The organism is Rhizohabitans arisaemae, assembly GCF_025996515.1.
GTDB classification, from domain to species: domain Bacteria; phylum Actinomycetota; class Actinomycetes; order Streptosporangiales; family Streptosporangiaceae; genus Rhizohabitans; species Rhizohabitans arisaemae.
This window is the reverse complement of record NZ_BLRH01000034.1, coordinates 444,134-470,108: the sequence shown is the minus strand read 5'-3', so window position 1 is coordinate 470,108 and position 25,975 is coordinate 444,134. Positions and strand designations below refer to the sequence as shown.

Here is a 25,975-nt window from a genome sequence, read left to right as displayed (position 1 = left end):
GAGGATTCTCCTGTGTGGAAGGAACGTCATGAGCTCAGCGCTTGAAACCCTTCGCCGCGACTTCGGCGGCGACATCATCGAACCGGGCGAAGCGGAGTACGAATCGGCTCGTCGCTCGGTGCTGGCTTCGGGCAGTCCGGCCTGTGTCCTGCGGCCGGGGAGCGTCGGGGACGTGCAAGCAGGTGTCGGATTCGCCGCCGGCGCAGGGCTTTCGCTGTCCGTGCGAGGCGGTGGCCACGGGTTTCCGGGCTTCGGCACCAACGACGACGGGGTCGTGATCGACCTCGGCAAGCTCGCGAACATCGAGATCGTCGACAAAGACCGTCACCGCGTGCGGATCGGCGGCGGCGCCACCTGGGGTCAGGTCGCGGCCGCCCTGGCCCCGCATGGCCTGGCGATCTCCTCAGGCGACACCAAGAGCGTCGGCGTCGGCGGGCTGACGCTGGCCGGTGGCATCGGCTGGAAGGTCAGGAAGTACGGCCTGGCCCTGGACAGCATGGTCGCCGCAGAGGTGGTCACCGCCAACGGCGAAGTCGTGCGGGCGAGCGCGGAAGAGAACCCGGAGCTGTTCTGGGCACTTCGCGGTGGTGGCGGCAATCTCGGGATCGTGACCGCCTTCGAGTTCACGGCGCACCCGACGACGGACGTCTTCCACGGCAGGATCGCCTTCCCGGCGTCGGAGGCGGCCGGGGTGCTCCAGGGTTGGGCGGACCACCTCCGCACCGCCCCCGAAGAGCTCACATCCATCGCGACCCTCGCCAACCCCCTCGCCGGCGGACCCGAGGCGCCGGTCGAGATCCACATGGTCTTCGACGGCGACGACCCAGAGCTCGCGGCCCAGGCCATCGACCCGATCCGCCGGCTCGGCACGGTGATCGACGACGATGTCGCGCTGAAACCCGTTGCGGACACGCTCGTGGACGGATTGACGCCACCGCCCGGCATCCTGCTCGTCACCCGAAGCGCATTCGTCGACCGGGAGTCGGTGCCCGAGGTCCTTCGGATCCTCGCCGAGGTCGGGGCGTCGGAGAGGCCGCCGTTCATCGCCGTTCGCAGCGTCGGCGGCGCGGTGTCCCGAGTCCCCGGCAGCGCCACCGCCTACGCGCATCGCCAAGCGGAGCTGATGTTCACGACCACCACCGCGGGCCCGAAGCCGGTCGTGGAGGCCGCCCGTCCCGCTATGGAAGCGATATGGGCGAGACTCGCGTCTCACGTCAACGGCGCCTACGCGAACTTCCTCACGTCCGCCACCGAGGAGGATGTCGCGGCGATCTATCCACCGGAGACCTATGAGCGGCTCACAGCGGTCAAGCGCCGGTACGACCCCGGCAATCTGTTCGCCCGCAACCACAACGTCCGGCCTCAGTAGGCCGTGCGGACAAGTAGAGCCGTCTAAGGCGGCCCGCCGGTTCGGATAACGAGGAGCGGCCGCCACCGGGCACCGCCTCCCCAGGCGAGGCCCGGGAGCGGCACGAGATCGCCGGCATCCGGACCAGGAGGAACGCACCGGCCGGGAAGCAACGGAACGGGAAGTCTCGACAAGCGGCTTCTGGGGGTTCCGGTAGCAATGAAGAAATTTCCAACGAAGTAGAGTCTGACCTGCGATAACGGAGCGTCGTCCGGCTGATGTCTCGGTTCGATTACGGTAGAGGGCCACGAGTTCGGCACTCGGAACGGCAAGGCACCGCCTGTGAGGGCACAGCGTCGGTCGAGCGGGCCGAAACTGTCGGGTGCGTGAAGGTCAGCAGCGTCTTGGGGAGTGGAGGGCCTTGATGCTGCGACAGCTACGGACTTGGTCTCGCCGTCGTACATGCCGTCACTCGGGCGCTCCCCACCGCCCGCGCACGCCCCGCAGGCGGCCTGTTGGTCACGGTGCGGTTCGGCCGAGGAAGTCGAGCGCGCGGCGCATGAGCAGCGCGGCCGCGTGAGCGTCATGGGAGGGCAGGCTCGCGTCGGCGAACAGGTGCCGCTCACCCGGGTAGAGGTACAGCTCGCCGTGCTTGGCCGAGGCGACCAGCGCGCGGGCCGCGTCAAGGTCGCCTTCGCCGGCGAAGACAGGGTCGGCGTCCATGCCGTGGATCTGCACGGGCAACTCCTGCGGCCACTCCGAGGCGGGCAGGCATGCCTCCAGCAGCAGCGCCCCGCGCGCTCCCGGCCGGGTCTGCGCCAGCGTCTGGGCCGCTAGGACACCGAGCGACCAGCCAGCGTACACCAACTCGGTCGGCAAGGTGTCGGCCGTGCGGACGCCCTGCTCGAGAAGCGTGTCGAAGCCGATCTTCTCGGCGTGGGCCACGCCGTCGTCCAGGCCGGCGAAGATACGCCCGGCGAAGAGGTCCGGCGTGTGCACGGTGTGCCCGGCCTGGCGCAGCTCGTCGGCGAAGCCGAGGAATCCGGTCGTCTGCCCCTGAACGTGGTGAAACAGCAAGATCTCCGCCATGCGGCCGCCTCCTATGAACCAATTATCTCGAACAATCGAAGATGGTAGTTTAGTCGGGATATGTCAACCAATGTTCCCGACTACGAGCTCGCCGACACGATCGTGCTCACCACTGCAGAGCAGGTCCGGGCCATCGGCGATCCGCTGCGGACCACGATCCTCGGCCTCCTGCACGAGCGGGCCGCGACCGTGACCGAGCTGGCCACCGCGGTCAAACGGCCCAAGAGCACGGTCGCCCACCACGTCAACGTCCTGGCCGAGGCCGGGCTGCTGTACGTGGTACGGACCCGGCGCGTACGGGCGATCGACGAGCGCTACTACGGCCGTACGGCCCGGATGTTCTACGTCGGCGTCGGCCAGGCTCCGGGCGGCGGCCCGCTGCCGCTGGACTTCAACGACTTCGAGGTCGCGGCCAAGGAATCCGCCGCGGCCTATCAGGCCCACCAGCTGTACGCGTTCATCCGGCATGCCCGCATCCCGCCGGATCGGGCCACCGAGTTCTGGCACCGGATCAAGGACCTCGTGCAGGAGTTCGACCTGATGCCCCGCTCCGGTGAGACGACCTACGGATTCGCCGTCGGCCTGTATCCCATGACGGACTATCCGACCCTGCCGGCCGAGGAGGAATGACGCCCATGCTCACCCCGCGCGAGCTCAACCGGTCCACCCTCGCCCGCCAGCTGTGTCAGTCCGAGCTGGCGAAGCTGTAGGAGCAAACGGACCCGACCGAGGGTGGCTGATGGCCCTTCGAGCGCAGGCACCACAGACCGGCGGTATGAGTTGCGAGGGTCGCGTCTCCGGGTATGTCCTGAAGCTGGCGCGCCGGTCCCTTCGACTCACCCAGCAGCGGCTTGCCGAAGACCTGGGCGTCGGTGTCGCCACCGTCCAAGGATGGGAGAGCGGCCGCCGTTCCTTGCTGGCGATTCCCGCCGGGAACTTCCTCGCCCTGACCAACAGGCTTCGCCGTCTGGGCGCCGACCCAGTGCTATTGGACGGGCTCACCATGGCGCTGCAGGCCGATCTGTTCCTCGGCCAGGCCCTGGCCACCCCGCATGCCCACGCGGACCCCGCAGAGCATTTGCTGGGCTCCTGGGTGATCACCCGTCCGTTTACCGGGCTGGTCGCCTGGACGATCAGCGGTCGGCCCCCTGATGACCTCCCCCTTCCGAGTTCCGCTCGCGAGCGGGGACCGGTCCCGGACGGGCCGGTGCTCGGCGCCGACGAGCGTGCCCACGTCCTGGCTCATATTCGGGCCGCCGCCGAACGCGCCGACCGGCACAGCACCTCGGGGTTGCTGCTGGCCCGCCAGGCCTATTATCTGATCGGGTTCGATGGCCGCTCCGACACGAGTACCTGGCTGGTCGACCGGTACCGGGCCGACAGGCGTATAGTTCGGCCCGGTAAGGGCTGGTCACCGGCGTGGCCGCTGGTCCGCTCGACCGCTAGCGCGCTTACGCGGCTCGGTGATCCCGAGCCGATGCGGGCCTTCATCGCCGACCAACTCGATGACGATGCAGGGGAGATCGCCAACCTCAACTATTGGGCGTTTTGGACCGGAGACCTCGCTGTGCAGCAGACGGGAGACGCCTTCATCGGCTCCACGCCGCTGTCGGCCTGGCACGGCGACCGACTGCTGCGCCATCTGCTCGACCGGCTCAACGGGGACCTTGGGTTCGTCGAGCTCAACATCCATACTCTTCACGCTCTGATCCGGATCCGTCCGGAGTTGCTCAACGATTGGTCGCTGGCCGCTGAGCTGAATGGCAAGATCGGAGCTCTGCTTGATGAGAACCTCGTCTCAGCGTCGGCCGAGCGGGAGTTGGAGGCGCTGCGGTACGGCATCGCCATGCAGGCACGGCACTGAAAAGCGCACTTTGAAAGGGCGATCGGGTTGAGCGACCGACTGCGAGACATCACCGGGTTCCTCTACGAGATCGGCTTGTTGAAGCGCTTTAGACGGACAGGCTGGTCGACTGCCGGGGTGCCCGCACCCGAATCGGTCGCCGACCACTCGTTCCGGGTCTGCATCATTGCTTCGGTGATCGCCGTGATGGAGGACGCCGACCATGAGCGGGCGGCCTTCCTGGCGCTGTGGCACGACTCCCAGGAGACCCGCACCACCGACCTGCCCCACCTGACCAAGAAGTACGTCGCCGCCGCCGACAATGAGAAGGTCACCGCCGATCAGGTCGCAGCTCTGCCGCCATCCGTCGCGCGGATGATTGCCGAGGCCGTCGCCGAGTACGAGGCGGGGGACACGGCAGAAGCCCGATGCGCCCGCGACGCAGACAAACTCGAATGCCTCCTGCAGGCCCGCGAGTACCAAGAACAAGGCCACGCCAACGTGCAGTCCTGGATCGACACCTCCCTTGCAAGCCTGTCCACCACCGCAGCCAAGCAGATTGCCCACGAGGCCATCAGCCAGAACACTCTGGCCTGGGTCGACCGCGCCAAGGAACCCCCGGCCGACAAGCAATAGACTCTCGGAGAAATTCCGAGAGCACGCAGTCATCCAGTTTGGGGAAACGACGAGGGGCCGCCCCCACCGAGCTACCGGACGACTACGCCGACCTTCTTCCGGTCCGATCGAGGTTCCGGAATCCGACGGCTGGGTCATCGCCGTTCACTCCCGCTTCTCACCACCTTCGCCCGTCCCGGCTACCTGCGCCGGGCCATGGAAGCGGGCGCCGCCGGGTTCCTGGTCAAGGACGGCCCCGTCGACGAACTGGCCGGACCCGCCGCGCCATGGCGGGGGAGCGGGTCGTCGACCCCGCCCTGGCCGCCGCCCTCGACGGGGCGACCGTCACCGACCTCGCCAAGCGGCTCCACCTGTCCGAGAGCACGGTCCGCAACCACCTGTCCTCGGCGATCGGCAAAACCCACACCCGCAACCGGATCGAGGCAGCCCGCCTCGCCCGCCACAACGGCTGGCTCTGACCTGCGTCCCCATGGGTGTATCGGGCGCCACTCTCAGCTCTCCGGCCACCCCGACGATCGGTGGAACCTCAGAGCCCGCGTACGCCGACACCATCCGCGCCCGCAGCGCCAACGACTGCGACGAGTTCGCCCGGCGCATTCACCACATCGGCACCGCGGTCCTCATCGGAGAGCACCAACGGCCTCCAACGTCGGACCCCGACGACGCACCGGCTCACCGGAAGAAGAGCTCACACAGGATCCAACGATGGACTACCGGCGCGGGACACTAGGCCGAGGTCGGCCAATCCGATGGCAAGCCGATCGAATATGTTAACCGTAGTTACCATTTTGCTGTAGAGAGGCGCGCCAGTGGCCGAGTACGACGAGCTGGAATCGCTCATCTCCCAGGGGCGCAAGCACGGGGTACGCAAGCGCATCATCCTGCTGCAGGCCGCCCGGCTCTTCGTGGAGAAGGGGTATGCCGACACCGGCATCGACGACATAGGAGCCGCGGTCGGCGTCTCCGGGCCTGCCGTCTACCGGCACTTCCCGGGCAAACAGGCCATTCTCCTCGCCCTGATCGAGTTGTCGCTGGAACGCCTGCGGGAGGGGACGCAAGCCGCGCTGGTCGATCAGGACCGGGAGCCGCAGAAAGCGCTGATCGCCCTGGTGGACTGGTTCTCCCGGTTCTCCGTCGAGAACCCGGATCTGACTTTGGTCATGCAGGCCGAGTTGCTGGGGCTGCCGGAGCAGGACCGGCGGCGGCTCAAACGCCAAATTCGGCAGCTGAGCGAGGCATGGGTCGGGCTGCTGATCGAGGTGCGACCGGAGCTGTCCGACCTCGCGGCGCGAATCGCCGTCACATCCGTCATGGGGATGGCGACCTCGGTGCTCGCCGCTCGGCTGAGCAGTGACACCCGGGCATTGAGCGTGCACCTGCGGGCGCAGATGCTTGCCGTACTGCATGCGCCGGCCGAGCCATGACCGTTCTGGTTCAAGCAAAACGTTAACACGTCTATACTTTTTCTGGTGGACAAGCGCCGCGACCCGGACGGTCCGTGAGCGCCTGTCCTCGTGCGGGACGCCGTGGCGCCGGTCGTCCCAACCGGTCCGAGCCAGAACGAAGGGGCAGAACATCATGGAACGCATAGTCGATGCCAACGGGATCCGTCTGTGGTGCGAGACATTCGGGGATCCGGCCGATCCCGCGCTGTTGCTCGTGATGGGCCTCGGCGCCCGAGGCACCACCTGGCCCGATGAACTCTGCCGCCTTCTTCAGGAGGGGGGACGATACGTCATCCGCTATGACAACCGGGACACCGGGCTGTCCGGCCGGGTTGACTACGAGGCCACGCCGTACACCATGGTCGACCTCGCCCAGGACGCGATCGGCCTACTCGACAGCCTGGGCATCGCCACGGCGGACGTGGTCGGCGCGTCGATGGGCGGCATGATCGCCCAGGAGATCGCGCTCGAACACGCCGACCGGCTCCGCAGCCTGACGCTCATCATGTCGAGCGCCCAACCGCTAGATCCCGCGACCAACACTTTTCGGGGCGCACAACGGGATCCGCAGCTGGCCGCCTGGGACGCCGAGCAGATCGCCGATCCGCCCAGCACCCGGGAAGAGCACATTGCGGCGCAGCTCAAGCTGGCTCGCATTATCACCGGACGGTTGACGGCGTTCGACGAGGCCGCCACGCGGGAGATCATCGAGCGACAGATCGAAAGTGCCACCAACGCGGCCCACGCCGTGAAGAACCACATCCTCGCGGCCTTCGCCTCGCGCGACCGCTCAGGGCTCATCGGCTCGATCACCGCCCCGACCCTGGTGATCCACGGGACGGACGATCGGATGGCGCCCTTCGCCCAAGGCGAGGCTCTGGCAGCGGCGATTTCCGACAGCAAGTTTCTGCCCATCGAGGGAATGGGACACGAGTTCCCACCGCAGGCGATTCCTCGTATCTCCGACGCGATCCTCCGGCACATCGGGCAATAGCCCACACCCCTCGATCGCAGGATCGCCTCAGGTACGGGGCCGCACATCCCCAGGTTCCGGTGGTAACCGAACCGCTCCGGGATCGGTGGAGACTCTACTCATGTCCGGTGTCCCGCACAGCTGTGCGGATCTTCCGGCCACGACCGACGCCTTCGAACCCGAGTTTGCGCACCAGCCGGGCAGGGTGCACCGCGCCGCGGTGCACGTTTTCACGGCTCGGCTGCCGCCCTACCTTGCGCGCGCCGTAGACGCCGTGGTCGGACCTCCGCGACCATGCGCACAGCACGTTCGCAGAGCTCGGGTGGGTAGGGAAAGAGACGTGCCATGGCTCGATCCTCTCAAGGGATCGAGCCTCCATCAGACCCGGAGTGGTTCAGCCGGCGGCCGGTAGCGTGCCGCCGACTGTTCCCTAAACCGGCACCTTCCTGTATCAGTGCACGAGGTCATCCAGTGCAGGGAACCGACAAGGGGTGGCCGCAGGCTTGACCAGCCACAACTTGGGCAACTCCGGAGCGGCTGGGGCGGCACAAGACGGCCTCCACAAACGGGCAAACTCGTGGTAGGCGATTGACAGCACACCGTAGCGGTCGCATGGTGGTGGCAGCTGACACCGACCTTCAGAGGTGGCCGATGGAAGGAAAGGAACAGTGCGGATCCTGTCTGGGTGAGGGCTCGGTGGAAGATGACCTCGACGGCCAGGACGCCCAGATCAAGGCCGCAACACGCAGAAACTGCCTGCCCTGCGACGGCACCGGATGGGTGAAACGCCTCTTCTGAGCCGAGCTTGCTTCATCAGGCTGACCGCCGTGGAAGGATGTCTTTCATGACCGACTGGGCAACGCCCGCCCAGGAGCTGGCGGCCACAGTCGTCTCCCCGGAATCGCCCTGGTGGGCTCCGGTGGCTGAAACACCACGTCACGCCTTCATTCCACGCTGGTTCGCACGTGACACCTACACCGTGGTGGACGGCCCGTCCGACCCCGGCCTCTGGCTGGCAACCGCCTACGGCGACACCAGCGTGGTGACCCGGGTCGGACCCGTGCACGCCGACCACGCGACACCGGGCATCGCATACCCCGGTGTCGCGACATCGTCCGCCACGATGCCCGGCCTGGTCGTGCGGATGCTGGAGCTCGCCGAAATCCACGACGACGATGATGTACTGGACATCGCCACGGGCTCGGGATACTCCGCCGCGCTGCTGTCCCGGCGGCTGGGCGACACCAGGGTGACCAGCGTCGACATCGATGCCTATCTCGTCGAAGCCGCCGCCGGACGACTCGCCGGCCTTGGTTCACATCCCCGCGTTCTGGCGTGCGATGCGACCGGGCCGATTCCGGGAACCCACGACGTGGTGGTGTCCATGGTGTCGGTCCGGCCGATCCCGGTCACGTGGCTGGCCTCCCTTCGCCCAGGCGGGCGGTTGGTCACCGTCATCGCGGGGACCCACCTACTGCTCACCGCGACCAAAAGCGAGGCCGGCCATGCCTACGGCCGGATCGAACAGAACGGGGCGAGCTTCATGCGGGCCCGCAGCGGTGTGGACTACCCACCACGGCGGAACGAACGTTTCATCGCGCTGCGTGACATGCGCCCTCAGGGCGAGCAGGTGACCCGCGGCCGTCTTCCCCTGGTCCGGATCACGGACTTCCCGGCTCTGCACGACCTTTTCGAGGTAACCGTCCCCGGTGTAGACCACAGGTTCACCCTCGGCGGCGGACCGATGCCGGCGACCGCATGGATGATCCACGACGACGGATCATGGGCGTGGGCCGCATGCACCGGCGGAGACGAACTACCCGTGGTGCACCAGGGCGGCCCCCGGCGTCTCTGGAACATCCTCGATGATCTGCGGGAAACCTGGAGCCCGGCCGAAGGCGGCTCCCCGCTGCCCGGCGCGCAGGCCCGCATCGACCTGGAGGGTGTTGTGCACCTGCGCAACGGCGAATGGACGGGGCGCATCTTCTAGGTTCGACAGCCCGGTCGCCCTGCTGCCGAACCCCTGAGCGCACAAGATCATGTATGAGACGGACTCCTCATACGCACTGCTTCTCGAATCGAGGTCACGTCCCATGGAGTGGTGGGATCCGGGCAAATCGGTGTCCCGGTCCGTCGCGTGAGGGGAGCCGTCATGCCGGGCCGGGCTCAGCCGGCCGCGCCTCGTCGGCTCGAATCCCACTACGTGAGGGAACACCATCCGAATCCATCAGGCCATGGGGCGTCCAAACCCGCAACCAGATGAGATCGCCCTTCCCAACGACTGCCTGATATTTACTTTGTAAAGGCGTTGGGTTGGCTGAATCCACTCAGGCACCCACACCAGCAACCCCTCAATGACACCGAGACGAACTCTCCGCTGCCGCCTTCCCCTGTGACCCTGGGCTTGGCGGCCACACCGGCGTGATCCCCCTTACAACCAGCCCGGGTGCAGTTCGTCCATGGTGGGATTGACTGGACGTCCAGGTCGGCGCGATGCACCGGTGCGCCGTCCAGCGGGTGAATATGAGGAGCGTCACGAATGCGAATCGGAGTCTCCGGAGCACATGGGACCGGGAAGACGACTCTCGTCGACGAGCTGTGCGCACGCCTGGCCGGCCACACACCGGTCGATGAGCCGTACGTTCTGCTTGAGGAGGAAGGCTACGAGTTTGAATTTCCCCCGTCGCCGGATGATTACCGGGCGCAGCTCACGCGATCCTTGCTCGAGCTGAGTTCACCCGCATCCAGGATTGTCTTCGATCGCACGCCGGTGGACTTCCTCGCCTACCTCGCCGTGCGGGGAGCCGACATCGAAACCGAGGTCGACCCCGCTGCCCTGCGGTCGGTTCTGGCAAGCCTGGATCTGCTGATCATGGTGCCGATCACGTACGACGCCGACCAGGTGCTGCCTGGCGCGGAGATGCTCCGCCTCCGGCAGGAGATGAACGACACACTGCTGGATCTGGTGTACGACGACCCGCTGCAGGTGCTGGGCGATGTCCCGGTGATCGAGTTGACCGGTCCACTCGACGAGCGGCTGGAAGTCGCCATGGCCGCGCTTCCCGGCCATGGCCGACCAATCATCTGATCTCGCTCACCTGAGCAGGACGGCTACCGCCAAGCCGTCGGAGCCGACCAGGCTCCTACCACGCCCGGCGGCCCCTCCTCGGACAGACCCGGCTTCTTGCCGACGACATCGCCGCCGAGACGTTTGAGTCGCTGGCCGTGCATCCGGCGTCCATGTGGCGTGAGATGCTCAGCGAGGAGCAGATCGCCGCGTCGGGGCTTGTGCGGGGCCTGGTGCGGTTGGCCGCGGGCACGGAGGATACGGAGGACCTTGGTCGCCGACGTGCTCACCGCGGCCGACGCGGCGAGCACTTGACCGCTCGGCGGTACGGGGCGCACCAGGACCGCACACGCGGTATTCGCGTGCCCGGGGCCGGGGTGCGGTGGCGGGGCGTACGCCGTACAAAGCTATGTCGGAGGATCGGATCGGCGCGGGCGATGACGGGATGGGAGGGCAACCGTTCCGGCTGGTCCGTTAAGCGGGGCCGATATCGGGAATATGGACAAAAAGGACATGGTGTCTGGTGGCTCTTCGGGAGAACACGGGGGACCAGCCGTGGACGTTCTTGTGATCGGGGCCGGTCCGACCGGGCTCCTGCTCGCGGGTGATCTCGCCAAGTCCGACGTCGACGTCACGGTAGTGGAGCGACGCGACCGCGAATCCCACCTGAGCCGCGCCTTCAGCCTCCACGCACGAACCATGGAGCAGCTCGATGCCCGGGGCTTGGCCGACGAGCTGCTCCGTATCGGCACCCGAGTCCGGTCGCTACGTCCGTTGGGTCGTGTCGACATTGACTTCTCCGGGCTCCGCACCCGCTTCCCTTTCATGCTGATCACCCCTCAGTGGGAGGTCGAGCGGCTCCTGGTGCGCCGTGCTGAGGAAGCGGGTGTCACGATGCTGCGTGGGGTTCAGGCCACGGCGATACGACAGGACCCGGACGGCGTGGACGTGGACGTGAGCTATCCGGACGGCGCCACGGCCACGCTTCGGGCCCGCTATGTGGTCGGGGCCGACGGGGCAGGCAGCGCCGTCCGGCGAAGCCTGGGCATGCCGTTTCCCGGCAAGCCGGTCGTCAGCTCCATGATGCTGGCCGATGTGTTGCTCGAGCGCGAGCCGGACCGGATTCTCAACCTCGCCGGAAACGAACATGGTTTCACCTTCTTCGCACCCTTCGGGGATGGCTGGTACCGGGTCATCGCCTGGGACCGGGCACGGCGGGTGCCCGACGACGCGCCGCTCACTTTGGCGGAAGTCCGGGACACCACCCGGCGAACCATCGGTGACGACCTCGGGATGCATGATCCGCGCTGGCTTTCCCGCTTCCACAGCGACGAACGGCAGGTGCCCCGCTACCGGGAGGGAAGGGTGTTCCTCGCGGGCGACGCCGCGCACATCCACTCGCCCGCCGGCGGCATGGGCATGAACACCGGGATGCAGGACGCCGCCAACCTCGGCTGGAAACTGGCGGCCGTTCTGCAAGGCCGGGCCGACGACGCGCTGCTGGACAGCTACCACGCGGAGCGTCACCCGGTGGGGCGAGCGGTGGTGCGGGTCAGTCACGCCCTCCTCACGGCCGTCACCGCCCGGACACGTCTGGTGCGCGCGCTGCGGATCGTGGCAGGCGCCGTCGCGCATCGGCTGGGCGTGGTGGAGGCGCGTGCGGCACGCGGCATCTCCGGCATCGGGATCGCCTACCGTACGCCCTGGGGCGCTCACCCGCTCACCGGGCGCCGGGTGCCGGACCTCCGCCTGGCCGGGGAACCGGCCCGACTGTATGAGGCCCTGCGTCAGGGCACGTTCGTGCTGGTGGGCCGAGAGGTCGCCGCGGTTGCCGCACCGTGGGCGGGGCGGGTGGCGGTGGCTTCACCCGCGGCCGGCTTGCGCCCCACACTACTGGTCCGGCCCGACGGCTACGCCGCTTGGGCGGCCGAGGACCCCACTCCGGAGGAGGTGGGCAAGGCCCTGACACGATGGCTGGGCGAGGCACCCGCCAGGAGACGTGAACCCTCTCGGGCCATGACCGGCAGACGACACGCCCCCGCCCGCCACTGATCAGCCGGTATGTGTGGCAGGCAGCCCGCCGACGGTACGGGCGCCCGCCGCGGCGACACCGGGGATGCTCGAGGTGATGAACGGACCGCCGCCGGCCAGGTCGCCCACCACGTGCAGGCACGGGTCGGCGGGGACCAGCCCGCCCGACGGGTGCAGCGCGGCCAGCCGATCGGCGAGCAGGGACGTGACCAGCGGCTCGGCCGCGCGGGGCACCGCCTGGGGCGGCGGGTTCACGGCGTTGACGACGACGCCGGCGTTCAGGTCGCCACCGGCGCCCCGAGCCAGGAACCCTCCCTCCACAGCCTCGATCTTGCGCACGCCTGCCACCATGGTGAGCTGCCCGGACTCGAACAGCCGCAGCAGGGCGGCGGCGTTCACCGGCACCATCGGCGAAGCCAGGCTGGTGGCCAGCCGCAAGTGCCGGCGAAGCCGTTCGCGGTCGGGCTCGGGCAGCAGCCGCCAGGCGTACGGGCCGACGGTGTGGGCCGTCTCCTGCAGCACCCGCCGCCCGATCCGCGGGTCGTCGACGGCGGCCAGTTGCCTCCGCAGCCGCCGTACGGGCTCCTCCGACCTTGCCGCCGACAACTCGGCCGTGAAGAGCGCGAAGTCCTCGCCCGTCTCGGCCAGGTCGGCGCGGAGCAGCCCGGCGAGGTCGTCGAGGGTGACGCCGCCGTGCTCGCGGCGCAGCGCCTGCACCCGCTCGACGGTCACGTGCACGGGCCGGTGGCCGAGGGGACGCTGCCATACGTGGGGCAGCATGCCTCTCCGCGACACCAGCGTGATCCGCCCGGCGTGGCCGCGCGCGGCGAGCGACACCACCACGTCCACGGCGGTCAGCCCGCTGCCGATCACCGCGACGTCGGCCGCGGCCGGGACGTGGCCGAGCGTGTACGCCAGCGGATACGGATCACCCACGAACCCTGGGGCGCCGCCCAGGCCGTAGTGGTCCTGCGGACTCCCCCCGCCCACGCACAACACCACCCGGTCGGCCGGGTGGTCGTGCCCGCCTTCGGTGCGCAGCGTCAGCCCGAGGCCGCCGTCGGAGGGGGCCGCCGCGACGATCCGGTCGGCGACGACCCGGGTCCGCCACCCGCGCTCGCGCAGCGCGGCCAGGGCGGCCTCGGCGGTGTCGGCCAGGTACGAACCGTAGAGTGCGCGCGGCACCAGCGGTTGTCCCAGCAGGTCGTCCAGGTGGGCGGCGGCACGCTCGGGGCCCAGCCAGGAGGCGTAGTGCCCGAAGTCCAGATGGCGGATCGACATGATGGCGGGCGGGGCGTTGACCAGAACACTGTCCAGATCCGGCCCGTACGGCCGTCCCCGCCACAGGTGCGCGGACGGCTCGAACACGGTGATCTCTCCCGCCCCGATCCCCGCCTCGCCGACGGCCAGCGCGTCCAGCACGCCGACCGCGGCGGCGCCGGCTCCGATGATCGCGATACGCACGACGTTTCTCCCCTGCTCGTCAAAGGTCCTTCCGAGCCTCGGGGACGCCAAGACCGCGCTCCATTCCCCGTATGGGGGGTTCGGCAGGAAACGACCCCCTCAAATGAGGGGTTGGCGAAGGCAGGAAGAACAGGCAGGCTGACCCGCGTCCACCCCGCGCCTGAAGGGAGCTCGATGACCTACCCGCCCCGCCACGCCGGGATCCTGTCGGCTGCCGAGAGGGCCGTCGACGCGCTGGAGCTCTTCAGCCGCGCCTCGGCCGGGCTGCGGCGGCACCTCCCGTTCGACGCCGCGGTGTGGACGGCCACCGACCCGGAAACGGGCCTGGTCACCGCCCCCATGCTGGTGGAGAACCTCGGATCCGGCGAAGGATGCGCCGCCTACTGGGAGAGCGAACTCCTGGAGGAGAACGTCCTGCCGTTCCGTGACCTCGCCCGCGCAGCCGTCCCGGTGGCCGGTCTGCGGGCGGCCACCGGCGACCTGCCCGCGCGCAGCGCCCGCTTCCGCCGCCTGCTCGGCCACCAGGGCGTCGACGACGAACTGCGGGCCGTGCTGCGGATCGGCGACCGGCCCTGGGGCGCGGTGAGCCTGTTCCGCATGCGGGGAGGGCCGGCGTTCGGCACGCACGAGATCGCGTTGCTCGCCGATCTGTCCGGGCCGCTCGCCGACCGGCTGCGCCGGTTCGCCCGTCCGTCCGGATCGGACGGCGAGCCCGGCTCCTCGGCCCCCGGTCTGCTGCTGTTCGACGAGCACGGCGAGGCCACGTCGATCAACGAGGAGGCTCGGCGCTACCTCGCGCTGCTGCCGGACGGGCCGTCCATGCCCACGGCGCTCGGGCTGAGGCTGCCCATCTGGCTGATCGGCACCACGCTGCAGGCGCGGGCCGTCGCCCAAGGCCACGACCGGGGCAGCGCCAGGATCCGCATCCGGACCCTGGACCAGCGGTGGCTGACCTGCCGCGCCTCATGCCTGAGCGGTCCCGGCGGACGGCCGGGCCCGACGGCGCTCGTCATCGAGCTTGCGCCTCCCGCCGACCTGGCGGTCATCGTCGCCCAGGCGTACGGGCTGACGCCCCGGGAATTCGAGGTCGCCCAGCTCGTGGCGCGGGGCCTGTCCACCGCCGAGATCGCCACGGCCCTGTTCATCTCGCCCCACACCGTTCGCGGTCACCTCAAGGCCGTCTTCGGCAAGGCGGGGATCTCCAGTCGCGGTGAGCTCGTCGCGCACCTGTTCGCCGAACCCCACCGGCTGTAGGCGCACAATCGGTGGACGCCGGGCACCCACATCTCGCCCAAGCCGAAGCACTGACGTCGGCTGCCTGCCAGTCGGTGGCACCAATTCGTTGGCGTGCCGGACGGGGCGGTCCGTAGGGGTCTGATCACAGATCCCGGCCCCTGCATGAGGGACCGCGCTGTTCCACTACGTGGCCGACGGCCGTCCTGATACGGCGTTCGGGGCCTTGCGGGGCGTCGGCTGCCGACCCCCCGCCCCGGGTCTCAACCGGGCCGTCCGCCGGTCTGCAAAGCGCGTGCTAGGCGGGCTGGCGGCCGGCGGTCTTGGCGGCCTCGATCGCGGCGCGGCCTGCCGGGCGCATCCGGCCGGCGGCCGTCAGCGCCTCGGCCTTCGCGACGTTGATGCCGGACCAAGGGCTTCTGCGGGTGCGCGGCGAGTAGCGCTGCAGGTAGTAGTCGCCGTCGAACGCCCTGCGGTGGCTGTCGATCCAGCCGTGGCACAGCGCCTCGTCCAGAGCCTCGTCGATGGTGACGGTCGTCGCGTTGCCGTTCTTCTTGGCGATCATCAGCCAGACGTCGCGGGCGGTCTCGTGGTGCTCGGCGAGCCATGCCCGAAAGGCGGCGGCGTCCTCCATGAGCAGGGCGTCGTCGGTCATCGTGGTCAGCCCTTCCGGCCCGCGAGGACGTCCGTGTAGTGGTGGTTGACCATGACGCCGAGGATGTTGCCGAACGGGTCGCGCACCGAGGCGGTGACGAACCCGGGGCCGTGCGCGGTCGGCTTCTCGAACGGGGTGGCCCCCAGCTCCAGCAGCCGCTCCCAGGTCGCCTCCAGATCGTCGACGGCCCAGTAGACGATCGCTCCGCCGTCCTCGGCGCTCCAGCCGTCCGGAGCGAACCGCGCGTCGATGACGCCGAGCTCGTGCCGGTAGTCGCCGACGCGGAACTCCACGTAGGCCGGGTCACCCTGCTCGGGCCGCTGAAAGTAGGCCCGCACGCCGAGGAACTCGGCGTACCAGTCACGGGCGGCGACGACGTCACGGGCGTAGAAGCTGATGGTGGTGAGTCCGCGGAGCATGGCCCTCTGCCTTCCGTTCGGTGGCTTGTGAAATCGATGCTTCCAGGCAAAGTGCTCATCGAATGAGCACTTTTTCTGCCATCGTCGAAGCATGAGAGCGGATCGTCTGGTGGCCGTCCTGCTGCTGATGCAGTCGCGCGGCCGGGTGACGGCGGCGGAGATCGCCGCCGAGACGGAGGTTTCGGTCGCCACGGCCCGCCGTGACCTGGAGGCCCTGTCGGCCGCGGGCATCCCCGTCTACCCGCAGGCCGGGCGCGGCGGCGGCTGGGCACTGCTCGGCGGCGCCCGCACCGACCTGTCCGGGCTCAAGGCCTCCGAGGCCAGGGCGCTGTTCCTGCTGCTCGGCCCGGCCGCCGCGATCGCACCGGGGGCCAAGGCGGCGCTGCGCAAGCTCGTACGCGCCCTGCCGTCGACGTTCCGGCAGGAGGCCGAGGCGGCGGCGGACGCGGTCGTGGTCGACCCGGCCCGCTGGGGCGAACACCGCCGTGCGCGGCCCGTGCTCGTCGATCTGCTGGAGGACGCGGTGGTCCGGCGTCGAAAGGCCCGCCTCACCTACTCCGGACGGGAACGCGTCGTCGCGCCGTTCGGCCTCGTCGACAAGGACGACACCTGGTACCTGATCGCAGGTACCCCCGATGGAATGCGGACCTTCCGCGTCGACCGGGTCACGGGCGCCGAGGTCACGGAGGAACCGGCCGAGCGTCCTGCGCACTTCGACCTCGCGGCGGCCTGGGACGAGGTCGTCACCGCGATGGAGGCGCGGCGTTCGACGACCACCGCCACCGCGACCCTCGACGCCCGCCACCTGCCCGTCCTGCGCGACCGCTTCGGTCGCCACTGCGAGGTGGTCTCCCACGGCGAGCGGGTCCGTGTCACGCTCACCGCGCCGACCGCGCTGGACATCGCCCGCCAGCTCGCGGGCTGGGGTGACCTGGTCATCGTGGAGGACCCGCAGGCGGTCCGGGACGCGTTGGCGAAGCTGGCCGCCCAGCTCACCACGTTGTACGGCCGACAAGACCGGTAGCCCTCGCCGCGGCGTCCTTCGATCGGCGGGACCGTCACCGGGATCGGCTTCGTCCCGGCCGGGCCGTCCAACCGTTACGTCGGGGAAGGGTCCGGGTCACCCCCAAGGGCCTACGACCGGCTCTTCGTCGACGCCAGGGCAGCCGCAGGCCGTACCGTCCCGGCATGGTCCCTGTGACACCTGGGGAACCAGACGTTCGCGGCGAGTTCGGCGCCGTAGCCGTCGGGTGACTCCCACTTGGCGGTGCGGACCGGTCCGGGCGACACCGTTCGTCCTCCTGCGGCGGAGCCGCCCGGGGCCTTCAGCGGAAGGAGCGGCGGTAGGCGGCCGGGGTGGTGTGCAGGGCGGTGTGGAAGCGGCGGCGGAGGTTGACCGCCGAGGAGAGGCCGACGCGGGTGGCGATGGTCTCGACGGGCAGGTCGGTCTCCTCCAGCAGGGCGCGGGTGGCGGCCAGGCGGCGTTCCTGCAGCCAGCGGGCGGGTGGGACCCCGAGCTGATCGGCGAACTGGCGGGTGAGAGTGCGGGGGGAGACGCCCGAGTAGGCGGCCATGTCCTTGACGGTGACCTGGTCGGGCAGGCGCGAGATGAGCCATTCGAGCAGCGGGGCCAGGGAGTCCGGCATCGGGCCGGTGGTGGGGAGGGGCGGGTACTGGCGCTGGCCGCCCTCGCGGTGCGGACCCGCGGCGAGCTGGCGGCCGATGCGCATCGCGTGGGCCGCGCCGTGCTCCTGGAGGACCTGGTGAAGGCAGAGGTCGAGGGTGGCGGCCGAGGCTCCGGCGGTGGCGACGTCGCCGTGATCGACGTAGATGACGGTGTCGTCGGGGATGACGCGGGGGTGTCGGGCGGCGAGTTCGCCGGAGAGTTCCCAGTGGACGGAGGCGCGGCGGCCGTCCAGGAGGCCCAGGGCGGCGGGGATGAAGATTCCTGCACAGACGGCGACGATGCGGGCGCCTCGGGCATGGGCCTTGGACACCGCGTGGAGTACGGCGGGTGAGGGGGTGAGGGTCCAGCTCGCGATGACCACGGTGCCGGCGTCGTCGAGGGCTTCGAGGCCGCTGTCCACCTGGATGGGGACGCCGAGGGTGGAGGGGAGGGAGCCGGGGTGTTCGGCGCACAGGCCGAAGCTGTAGTGCTGGGGGATGTCGGGGCCGTGGTAGCCGAAGACGGCTGAGGCGGAGGTGACCGGGTAGAGCTCCTGGTTCGGGGCGACCAAGGCGACCACGCGATGCGGGCTGGGGGGCGTCGGGGGTGTCTCCGGGCAATCCAGGGGCATGGCGTAAATGTACCCAATGATGTCATTGAGGACACCGGTGCTCCGATCTGGAGAAACCCAGAATTGGGGCTCATGTGGACAAGGAACTTCATCCTCTACTTCGGGGCCCGCACGATCTCGCTGCTCGGCGACGCGATGATGCCCGTCGCCTCGGCGCTGGCGATCGGGAAGGTCTATGGGATCGCGGGTGTCGGTTACGTGCTCGCGCTCTGGACCGCCTCGGCTGTGCTGGTGATGTTGTTCGGCGGGGTCGTCGCCGACCGGATCGGCGCCCGTCGCTTGATGATCGGCGCGGATGCGGTCAGGTTCGTCACCCAGGGGGTCGTGGCCGTCTCCTTCCTGGACGGCACTCCGCCGTACGCCCTGTTGCTGGTGATGGCGTTCCTGTCGGGCACGGCCGCCGGGGTGTTCGAGCCGGGGGTCAACGGCATGGTCCCCCTGGTCGCCAAAGATCCGCAGCGGGCCAACGCGACGCTGAAGATCGCCGAGGCGGTCACCCACCTGGCGGGTCCCGCACTGGCCGGAGTCCTCGTCGTCGTCGCCGGGCCGGTCGTCGTCTACACGGTGGACGCCGCGACGTTCCTGGTCAGCGGGGTGTGCCTGCTGCTGGTCCGGGTCGCCTCACCCAGGCCGGAGCCCTCCGACGTGCTGAGCGACCTGCGCAGGGGCTGGGAGGAGTTCAAGGCCAGGAGCTGGATGTGGTCGGTCATCCTGGTCTGGGTGTTCTGGGGCGTCCTGGTGGTCGGGCCGTACGTGCCGCTGTCGTCGCAGGTCATCGGGGCCGACTACGGCTGGGTGATGGCGGCGCTCGGCCTCGGCACCGTGCTGGGCGGGCTGGTGGCGATCAGGCTCAGGCCGCGCAGGCCGCTGGCGGCCGGGGCGGTGGCGCTGAGCGGGTACGTCGCGGTGCCGCTGACGGTCGCGCTCGGGCTGCCGCTGCCGCTGCTGATGGCCGGGCACCTGCTCGGGGGATCCGCGCTCGCGTTCTGGTCGGTGATGTGGTCGACCAGCGTGCAGACGCAGGTCGCGCCGGACGTGATGAACCGGGTCAACGCCTACCAGGTGGCCGGGTCGGTCGCGGGTATGGCGGTCGGGCAGGCGCTGGCCGGTCCGGTCGCCGCGCTGGTCGAACCGCGCACCTTCCTGCTGGGGTCGGCCCTGGTGACGGTCGGCGTGGTGGCGGCGCTGCTGTCGATCAAGCCGGTCAGGCGGTTGGGCCGGGAACCTCAGGAGACCGGAGGCCGGTCGATCCCGGTCCCGGTCGGCTTGTCGACGTAGCCGGTCATCGTCCGCAAGGCGACGAGCGCGGTGATCTCCAGCAACCGCCGGGCGGGCCGCCATGGGTCGGCGTTGCCACGAATGACGTCTGGGCGTGGGCGAGCTCGCCCGCCGCCGTCTCCTTCGCATACGCGGCGTCGGCTCAACGCTGAACAGCGGACCACGCCGCCTCCGGCCCCCGGCGCGCCGTGGTCCGCTGTGGCTTCCGGGCCCGCCGACGTGCCTTCGCGGTCCTGGTGGCCTGGAAACACCGGGCCGCGGTACGGGCTGCGCCGGGCGATCTTCCGCCGCAGGCCGTACCCCGCCCTCGTTCTTCGGTGTCGGACGGGCTGCGCCTGGCCCGGAGGCGGCCGTACCAGACGATCGCCGGGTACGGGCGTCCGGCGGGCCGGTCCCTTCCGCGGGGTCCGGTGCCGGGCCGCCGGACGCCGTACACGATCAGGATCCGGCACCCGGAAACCGGGGGAGGGGCGGGTCAGCGGAAGAGGTGGAGGTTCTCGCCGACCCACTGGGCGAAGGTGCGGCCGGGCCGGCCGGTGACCTGCTCGACGGTGGGGAGCACGGCCTTGCCTTCCTCGGGCGGGTTCTTCTCCAGCTCGACGGCGAACTCGACGTACTCTTCGGGCATGCCTGCGGCGCGCATGCCCTCCCTGGCCTGCTCCTCGGTGAGCACCCGGAGTTCGATGTCCCGGCCGAGCGCGGCGGCGATGGTGCCCACCTGCTCGGCGAGGGTCAGCGCCTGCGGGCCGGTCAGGGTGTAGGCCTTCCCTGCGTGGCCGTTCCGGGTGAGCGCGGTCACCGCCACCGCGGCGATGTCGGCCTCGTGCACCATCGCGCTGGGCCGGCCGAGATCGAACCGCTCGACGCCGCCGGTGGTCCGGATGGAGTCGGCCAGATCACGGGCGTTGGCCATGAACTCCACGCAGCGCAGGTGCGTCCAGCCCAGCCCGGCCTCGGTGAGGGCGTCCTCCAGGGTGCTCCGGTCCCAGCCGCCCAGCACGGTCACCCGCTCCACCCCGGCCTTGACCGCCAGCTCCGTGATCTCCTTCCCGTTCTGCAGCGGTCCGCCGTCGCCGTCGAACGTGATCGTGTGCAGGCCGGTGACCCCGGCGAACGCGGGGGCGAGGGTGGTCACGTCGGTGAGGTCGCCCCGCACCACCTCCACCTCGGGCGGCAGACCGGCCGCGGCCGGGTTGCGGGTCAGCGCCCGGACCCGCCGACCCGCCTGGACGAGCTGCTCGACCACCTGACGGCCGACGGTGCCGGTGGCACCGGTGACGAGAACGGTCATGACTCTCCTCAACAGATGGGGTGTTGCTGACGAGGTCGAGGCTAGGCTTGATTTAGGTCACTTAATGGCCGTTATTGCAGGCTGTCGCGAGGAAGGCCGGTCGGCGTGACGTGACGAGTGGTGCACCGATCCCCGTCGAATCGGCCCGACGCACATCGACGGGCCGGCCGGGTACCGGAACCGGTCCGGACGACGAGCGTGATCTCGTCGCCGGTAGACGGCGAGCCACGGCTTCACGATCCCGCCGAAGTTCTCCGCGCAAGACGACCGCGTTCCCCGAGCCGTCGAGGGTTGCGGGGCTCCGGCGTTGTTGATCAGCACATCCACCCGCGCGGAAACCGTTACCCTTTGGCGGTATGAGACACCTGCTCCTGTTCGCGGAACGTGAGGAAGCCGAGGAGGTGGCCGGGACACTGGGGGAGTGGCTCGGCGAAGAACCCAGAATCGTCCGGGAGGCTCTCGCCGGGGAAGACGACGCCGAAGACGCCCAATGGGTCGTCGTCGTCGAGGAGCTCGCCCCTGACCTCATCGAACGGGTCGACGCGCTGACCGAGGAGCACGACGGCTGGCGCGAAACCTGAACGCCCGGCGCGAACACGCCTCCCACCGGGCGAACGCCTGCGCCACAGTGGCAGGCATGCGCATAGCCGTACTCTCCGACATCCACGGAGTCCTGCCCGCACTGGAAGCGGTCCTCGACGAACCCGACGTGGCCGCCGCCGACCTCATCGCGCTCACCGGGGACATGGCCACCGGGCCGATGCCCGTGGAGACCCTCGACCTGCTCGTCTCCCTGGGGAAGCGCGCCCTCTGGGTGAACGGCAACGCCGACCGGGAACTCGTCGAGGTCGCCGCCGGCAAAACCAGCAAGATCGACGTGGCCCAATGGGCCGGGAACCACATCAGAAACGACCAGATCGACCTGCTCGCCGCACTCCCCGCACGGCAGACCCTCGACCTGGGCAAACTCGGCACCACCCTGTTCATCCACGGGACACCGCGCCGCGACGAGGAGATCATCCTCGTGGACAGCCCCCTGGAGCGATGGGCGGAGATCCTGGACGGGGAGACCGCCGACACCGTGGTCCTGGGCAACACCCACATGCCGTTCCTCCGGCTCGTCGACCGCGTCCTCGTCGTCAACCCCGGCGCTGTCGGTATGCCCTACGGCACCACCGGCGCGCACTGGGCCCTGCTCGACGCCGCCACCGGCGCCGTCACGCTACGACGCACCCGCTTCGACGTCGAGAAGGCGGCGGCCCGGCTCGTCGCGGGGAGCGGCTACCCCGGCATCCACGGGTGGATCGACGAGTACCTGCGGTCGAACCACTCCGACGCAGAGGCCCTGCGGGTGTTCACCAGGATGGCCCAAGGCTGAGCGGCCGGTATCGGGTCGCGGGCGGCCCTCAGGCGGCCCGCAACCCCTCCCGTCCGGGTTCCACCTGGCCACAGGTCGATGGGTGAATCGGGCGGGGAACCGGAGGCGAGGGAAAGGCCGACGGCGCAGTAAGGCGTCGCACGGGACGGGGTGTCCACGACGATCCGCGGCTTTGAGCTCGGCGAGGCCGCTCACCGCCTGGCGGTACGGCCGCAGACGGCGAGCGGCCGGCCCCGCGGTGGCCGGGACCGTGGGGCACCCGGCCGGCTGGGGCTATCGGGGTTCCGGTAGGCGGATGACGTCGGACGGCGGAGTGGGCACAGGATGCCGGGGCTCGCGCACCCCTCCGGTGTCGGGCCGGTCGTCGAATCCCCCGGCGGGGACCGGCGACCGGCGGCGCAGCAATCGGTCGACCAACCTCTTGAGGCCCATACGAGGGGAACGCACGGCGAGGCCGGCGCGGTTCCCCCGCGCACCCTCCGGGATGGCGTCGCCGGCGACCGGGTAGGGACCCGGTGTGATCCATGTGGGAACCTGCGGATGGGAGTACCGCGACTGGCGCGGTGTGCTCTACCCTTCCGGCGTGCCCCAGCGGCTCTGGCTGGAGGAGTACGCGAGGCACTTCTCCAGCGTGGAGAACGACGGGGCCTTCTACCGGCTGCCTTCCCCGGCCACCTTCGACAGCTGGCGGGAACGGACCCCGGAGGAGTTCGTGATGGCGCTGAAGGCCAGCCGGTTCCTCACCCACATCAAGCGGCTCAAAGACCCCCAGGAGCCGGTTCACCGGATGCTGCAGGCCGCACGCGGCCTGGGGGACCGGCTCGGACCCGTCCTGCTGCAGCTTCCGCCGACGTTGACCGTCACCCCCGAGCGACTCGACGCCTGCCTGACGTGCTTCCCCCCGTCGGTACGGGTCGCGGTGGAACCCCGGCACTCCTCCTGGTGGACCGAGGAGATCCACGCGCTTCTCACCCACCACGGGGCCGCGCTGTGCTGGTCCGACCAGGCCGGACGTCCGATCAACCCCCTGTGGCGCACCGCGGACTGGGGCTATCTGCGCCTGCACCAAGGCACGGCCCGGCCGTTTCCCTCCTACGGGCGAGCCGCCCTGCGCTCCTGGGTCGACCGGATCGGCGACACCTCAGGCGACTTCCACGTCTACTTCAACAACGACGCGGGCGGCGCGGCGGTCCGGAACGCGGCCGCCTTCGCCGATCTGGCCGCGAAGGCGGGCTTGAGCGTAAGCCGTCCCCGACTCCAGCCGGGTACCGACGCTGAGTAGGTCGCCTCGAAACGGCCGGACTCGGAGAATGTTGATCGACAATGTAAAGTCGCTCGGTGTTTTCACAAAACCAGAAACACAATCCCACCCACCCGCAACGAGAACCGATCAGGCCGCTGCCGTACGGGCTGTGCGGACACCCCCTGACCCGGCAGAAGGCATCCCCGAGGACGCGCCAGCAGCGGATCTTCAGGATGGCCGCTCACGGGAGGAGCGGCACCGGCACAGAGCACACAGGACAAGCTCCCGGCCGCGGGACGTTTCATCACCTCTGGTCCGGCGGCAGCTTGGCGCGTACGGTCAGGCCGCCGCCGGGGTTGGCGTGCGCGGTGACGGTGCCGTGGTGGGCGTGCACGATCGAGCGGACGAGGGTGAGGCCCAGGCCGTGGCCGGAACGGTCGCTGGTGACGCGGGACTGCTGCCGGTAGAAGGGTTCGAACAGGCGCTGGGCGACGATTTCATCGACGTGCGGCCCGGTGTTCTCCACCTCGACGACGATCCCGTCCTCACGCATGACCGCGAGGTATACCGAGCCGCCGGGCTGGTTGTAGGCCAGGGCGTTGTCGAGGAGGTTGAGCACGAGCTGGCGGAGCAGGGTGGCGTTGCCGGTGACGGTGCAGGCGGGCTCGGCGTCGACGTCGAGGCGCAGGCCCACCGTGGTCGCCCGCGCGGTGCGTTCGGCGGCCGCGTCCGTGGCAAGGGCCGCGAGGTCGACGGGTTCGGGGTCGAAGGGGGCGTGGTCGGCCGCCGCCAAGGCGAGGAGGGCCTTGACGACGGTGATGTTGCGTTCGTTCGTCTCGACGAGCATCGGGGCGAGCTCGGCGAACTCCTCGCCGCTGGGGTCGGCGGCGGCGATCTGCAGGACGGCGCGGGTGGTGGCCAGCGGGGTGAGCAGTTCGTGCGAGGCGTTGGCCGCGAAGCGCCGATGGGCGGCGAAGGACTCCTCGAGGCGGGCCAGCATGGCGTCGAACGTGTCGGCGAGCTGCTTGAGTTCGTCGGAAGGGCCCTCGGCGTTGATGCGGTACTGCAGCTGGCCGTCGGCGGCCTTCGCGGCGGCCTGGCTGATGACGCCGAGGGGCGCCAGAAGACGTTTCGAAAGCCGCCAGCCGACGGCCAGGCCGATCACCAGCACCGGGAGGAGACCGCCGACGGACAGCCACAGCAAGGTGTTCCAGACGTCTTCCTTGCTGCGGATCCACCCGTCCGCCTTGGTACCCGGCCCGACTCCCGGAGGTACGTCGGGCTCGGGGAACCACCCCCCGCTGGGGGGCACCACAGGCTCCATGACAAGGGTGTCCTGCAAGTCGTACGTCGGCACGAACCGCATGCCGGCGTAGATGACGGCGACCATCAGCACGGCCGAGGCGGCGAGCGCGCCTGCGACGCCGAGGAAGAGCCGGGCGCGGATGCTCCGGGTCCGCCCGTGCCGCCTCCGGCCCGGCCAGGGGAGCCGTCTCACGGGGTGCCCAGGTAGTAGCCGGCGCTGATCGCCGTGTGCACCAGCCGGGGCTCGCCGAGCTTGCGGCGCAGGGTGTGCACGACGAGACGCACCGCGTTGGTGAACGGATCCGTGTACTCGTCCCACGCCTTGTCCAGGAGGTACTCGGCACTCAGCACGCCGCCGTCGGCCCGCATCAGCAGTTCCAGCACCGCCAGTTCCTTCGGCGTGAGGCGCACCTCGCGCCCTGCGCGCAGCACGCGGCGGCGATGGGTGTCGAAGGCCAGGTCGGCAAAGGTGAGGACGGGTGCGTGGGCCATGGGGCTGCGCCGGTACAACGCCCGCAGGCGGGCGACGAGTTCGGGGAAGTCGAAGGGCTTCGCCAAGTAGTCGTCGGCGCCGAGGCCGAGCCCTTCGACCTTGTCACCCAGGCGCCCGGCGGCGGTGAGCATGAGCACGCGGCACTGCAGACCCATGGCGACGATGCGGCGGCAGACCTCGTCGCCGTGGACGCCGGGCAGGTCACGGTCGAGGATGACTGCGTCGTAGTCGTGGACCGCCAGCTTGTCCAGAGCGGCCGCCCCGTCGTGCGCGACGTCGACGGCGATGGCCTCGCGGCGCAGCCCGATCTCCAAGACCCGGGCCATGTACTGCTCGTCCTCCACCACCAGCACGCGCACGACCCGCAACCCTTCCCGGTGAGATTCCGGGTGCGTTCGACATCCCGGCCGCCCACACCTATCAGGTGCGGGATATGAACCGTGTATGAGCGCCCGCCCGGCCCGCGCACGTGGCAAACGCGGCTCAA

General features: G+C 69.8%; 23 protein-coding genes and 1 pseudogene. 16 read left to right on the top strand and 8 right to left on the bottom strand.

Translation table 11 applies throughout. From position 1 onward, the window contains the following. Nucleotides 1-28: 28 nt before the first annotated feature. Nucleotides 29-1,369, top strand: a complete 1,341-nt coding sequence (locus tag RUR_RS17655; protein WP_283136169.1) for an FAD-binding oxidoreductase — start codon at nt 29-31, stop codon at nt 1,367-1,369. Nucleotides 1,370-1,867: 498 nt separating this feature from the next. Here the strand turns inward: RUR_RS17655 and RUR_RS17650 are convergent, their stop codons facing one another. Next, complete coding sequence (locus RUR_RS17650; RefSeq protein WP_283136168.1) at nt 1,868-2,437, bottom strand: dienelactone hydrolase family protein; 570 nt, start codon at nt 2,435-2,437, stop codon at nt 1,868-1,870. A 60-nt stretch (nt 2,438-2,497) separates the two neighbouring features. Here RUR_RS17650 and RUR_RS17645 point away from each other — a divergent pair, with 60 nt between their 5' ends. From RUR_RS17645 to RUR_RS17605, 9 genes and pseudogenes are all read left to right on the top strand, one after another. Next, on the top strand, nt 2,498-3,067 hold the full coding sequence (locus tag RUR_RS17645) for an ArsR/SmtB family transcription factor (RefSeq protein WP_283136167.1): 570 nt from the start codon (nt 2,498-2,500) through the stop codon (nt 3,065-3,067). Nucleotides 3,068-3,212: 145 nt separating this feature from the next. Then, the gene (locus tag RUR_RS17640; RefSeq protein WP_283136166.1) at nt 3,213-4,301 is read left to right on the top strand and encodes a helix-turn-helix domain-containing protein; all 1,089 of its coding nucleotides are present in this window, start codon (nt 3,213-3,215) and stop codon (nt 4,299-4,301) included. Between the two features lie 27 nt (nt 4,302-4,328). Beyond that, the gene (locus RUR_RS17635; protein WP_283136165.1) at nt 4,329-4,916 is read left to right on the top strand and encodes an HD domain-containing protein; all 588 of its coding nucleotides are present in this window, start codon (nt 4,329-4,331) and stop codon (nt 4,914-4,916) included. 153 nt (nt 4,917-5,069) lie between these two features. Further along, a pseudogene (locus RUR_RS17630) lies at nt 5,070-5,374 on the top strand (response regulator transcription factor); the annotation flags it as partial. 351 nt (nt 5,375-5,725) lie between these two features. Continuing rightward, nucleotides 5,726-6,340: a TetR/AcrR family transcriptional regulator gene (locus tag RUR_RS17625; protein WP_283136164.1), complete on the top strand. Its 615-nt coding sequence runs from the start codon at nt 5,726-5,728 to the stop codon at nt 6,338-6,340. Further along, nucleotides 6,321-7,355: an alpha/beta fold hydrolase gene (locus RUR_RS17620; RefSeq protein WP_346349043.1), complete on the top strand. Its 1,035-nt coding sequence runs from the start codon at nt 6,321-6,323 to the stop codon at nt 7,353-7,355. Before RUR_RS17625 ends, RUR_RS17620 begins: the two co-directional genes overlap by 20 nt. 823 nt (nt 7,356-8,178) lie before the next feature. After that, nucleotides 8,179-9,324: a methyltransferase domain-containing protein gene (locus tag RUR_RS17615; protein WP_283136162.1), complete on the top strand. Its 1,146-nt coding sequence runs from the start codon at nt 8,179-8,181 to the stop codon at nt 9,322-9,324. Between the two features lie 549 nt (nt 9,325-9,873). Next, nucleotides 9,874-10,422, top strand: coding sequence for an AAA family ATPase (locus RUR_RS17610; protein WP_283136161.1), 549 nt, complete (start codon nt 9,874-9,876; stop codon nt 10,420-10,422). Nucleotides 10,423-10,956: 534 nt separating this feature from the next. After that, nucleotides 10,957-12,453, top strand: coding sequence for an FAD-dependent monooxygenase (locus RUR_RS17605; RefSeq protein ID WP_283136160.1), 1,497 nt, complete (start codon nt 10,957-10,959; stop codon nt 12,451-12,453). Here RUR_RS17605 and RUR_RS17600 read toward each other — a convergent pair whose 3' ends face one another. Further along, nucleotides 12,454-13,896, bottom strand: a complete 1,443-nt coding sequence (locus RUR_RS17600) for an FAD/NAD(P)-binding protein (RefSeq protein WP_283136159.1) — start codon at nt 13,894-13,896, stop codon at nt 12,454-12,456. 174 nt (nt 13,897-14,070) lie between these two features. Here RUR_RS17600 and RUR_RS17595 point away from each other — a divergent pair, with 174 nt between their 5' ends. Then, nucleotides 14,071-15,150: a helix-turn-helix transcriptional regulator gene (locus RUR_RS17595; protein WP_283136158.1), complete on the top strand. Its 1,080-nt coding sequence runs from the start codon at nt 14,071-14,073 to the stop codon at nt 15,148-15,150. Nucleotides 15,151-15,427: 277 nt separating this feature from the next. Here the strand turns inward: RUR_RS17595 and RUR_RS17590 are convergent, their stop codons facing one another. Then, nucleotides 15,428-15,784: a YdeI/OmpD-associated family protein gene (locus RUR_RS17590; RefSeq protein ID WP_283136157.1), complete on the bottom strand. Its 357-nt coding sequence runs from the start codon at nt 15,782-15,784 to the stop codon at nt 15,428-15,430. Between the two features lie 5 nt (nt 15,785-15,789). After that, on the bottom strand, nt 15,790-16,203 hold the full coding sequence (locus tag RUR_RS17585; RefSeq protein ID WP_283136156.1) for a VOC family protein: 414 nt from the start codon (nt 16,201-16,203) through the stop codon (nt 15,790-15,792). Nucleotides 16,204-16,294: 91 nt separating this feature from the next. On the opposite strand from RUR_RS17585, the gene RUR_RS17580 reads away from it, so the two are divergent. After that, entirely contained in the window at nt 16,295-17,227 is a 933-nt protein-coding gene (locus RUR_RS17580; RefSeq protein ID WP_283136155.1) for a helix-turn-helix transcriptional regulator, read from the top strand. A 301-nt stretch (nt 17,228-17,528) separates the two neighbouring features. Here RUR_RS17580 and RUR_RS17575 read toward each other — a convergent pair whose 3' ends face one another. Further along, nucleotides 17,529-18,500 (bottom strand): GlxA family transcriptional regulator, encoded by a 972-nt coding sequence (locus tag RUR_RS17575; protein WP_283136154.1) that lies wholly within the window; start codon nt 18,498-18,500, stop codon nt 17,529-17,531. 72 nt (nt 18,501-18,572) lie between these two features. On the opposite strand from RUR_RS17575, the gene RUR_RS17570 reads away from it, so the two are divergent. Then, complete coding sequence (locus RUR_RS17570) at nt 18,573-19,778, top strand: MFS transporter (RefSeq protein ID WP_283136153.1); 1,206 nt, start codon at nt 18,573-18,575, stop codon at nt 19,776-19,778. Between the two features lie 475 nt (nt 19,779-20,253). Here RUR_RS17570 and RUR_RS17565 read toward each other — a convergent pair whose 3' ends face one another. After that, nucleotides 20,254-21,069, bottom strand: coding sequence for an NAD(P)H-binding protein (locus RUR_RS17565; protein WP_283136152.1), 816 nt, complete (start codon nt 21,067-21,069; stop codon nt 20,254-20,256). A gap of 356 nt (nt 21,070-21,425) precedes the next feature. Here RUR_RS17565 and RUR_RS17560 point away from each other — a divergent pair, with 356 nt between their 5' ends. From RUR_RS17560 to RUR_RS17550, 3 genes are all read left to right on the top strand, one after another. Then, entirely contained in the window at nt 21,426-21,650 is a 225-nt protein-coding gene (locus RUR_RS17560; protein WP_283136151.1) for a hypothetical protein, read from the top strand. Nucleotides 21,651-21,706: 56 nt separating this feature from the next. Then, nucleotides 21,707-22,447, top strand: coding sequence for a metallophosphoesterase family protein (locus tag RUR_RS17555; protein WP_283136150.1), 741 nt, complete (start codon nt 21,707-21,709; stop codon nt 22,445-22,447). A gap of 517 nt (nt 22,448-22,964) precedes the next feature. Continuing rightward, nucleotides 22,965-23,729 carry a DUF72 domain-containing protein gene (locus RUR_RS17550; RefSeq protein ID WP_283136149.1) on the top strand — a complete coding sequence of 255 codons (765 nt, stop codon included), beginning with the start codon at nt 22,965-22,967 and terminating at the stop codon, nt 23,727-23,729. Nucleotides 23,730-23,994: 265 nt separating this feature from the next. On the opposite strand, the gene RUR_RS17545 is transcribed toward RUR_RS17550, so the two are convergent. Together RUR_RS17545 and RUR_RS17540 are read right to left on the bottom strand one after the other, a co-directional pair. Further along, nucleotides 23,995-25,188 carry a sensor histidine kinase gene (locus RUR_RS17545; protein ID WP_283136148.1) on the bottom strand — a complete coding sequence of 398 codons (1,194 nt, stop codon included), beginning with the start codon at nt 25,186-25,188 and terminating at the stop codon, nt 23,995-23,997. Then, a complete protein-coding gene (locus RUR_RS17540; protein WP_283136147.1) occupies nt 25,185-25,847 on the bottom strand; it encodes a response regulator transcription factor in 663 nt (220 codons plus the stop codon). The genes RUR_RS17545 and RUR_RS17540 overlap by 4 nt, the downstream gene beginning before the upstream one ends. Nucleotides 25,848-25,975 lie beyond the last annotated feature (128 nt).